Origin of the sequence: Streptomyces telluris (assembly GCF_024519335.1) — a bacterium.
In the GTDB taxonomy this organism is placed as follows: Bacteria; Actinomycetota; Actinomycetes; order Streptomycetales; family Streptomycetaceae; genus Streptomyces; species Streptomyces telluris.
In genome coordinates this window covers 1-362 of the sequence record NZ_JANIID010000103.1, presented here as the reverse complement: position 1 = coordinate 362, position 362 = coordinate 1, and the positions used below count along the sequence as shown (strand labels likewise).

The following is a 362-nucleotide window of genomic DNA, read 5'->3' as shown; positions in this document are numbered from 1 at the left end:
CGGAGAGCCCCGCGGCGGCCTTCTCGATGCCCGGCAGGAGCTTGTCCATCGGCAGCCGGACACCGATCAGGCCGGTGGAAGCGACGGCGACCTCGCCGGCGCTGTGCCCCAACACCTCGGCCGCCTTCTCGGCGGTGGCGTGAGTGTCCTGGAAACCCCCCGGCCCGGTGCAGGCATTGGCACCGCCGGAGTTGAGGACGACGGCCGAGACCTGTCCGCCCTTGAGGACCTGCTGCGACCACAACACCGGCGCGGCCTTCACCCGGTTCGAGGTGAAGACGCCCGCGGCCGCCAGGCGCGGGCCCTGGTTGACCACGAGGGCCAGGTCGGGGCTGCCGCTCTCCTTGATCCCGGCGGCGATA

The 362-nt window shown here is 72.4% G+C and carries 1 protein-coding gene; it reads right to left on the bottom strand.

The genetic code is table 11. The features are described 5' to 3' along the window. A partial coding sequence (locus tag NQU55_RS36290; RefSeq protein WP_256791885.1) for a bifunctional ornithine acetyltransferase/N-acetylglutamate synthase occupies positions 1–361 on the bottom strand: 361 nt, incomplete at its 3' end. Between the last annotated feature and the right edge of the window lies 1 nt (position 362).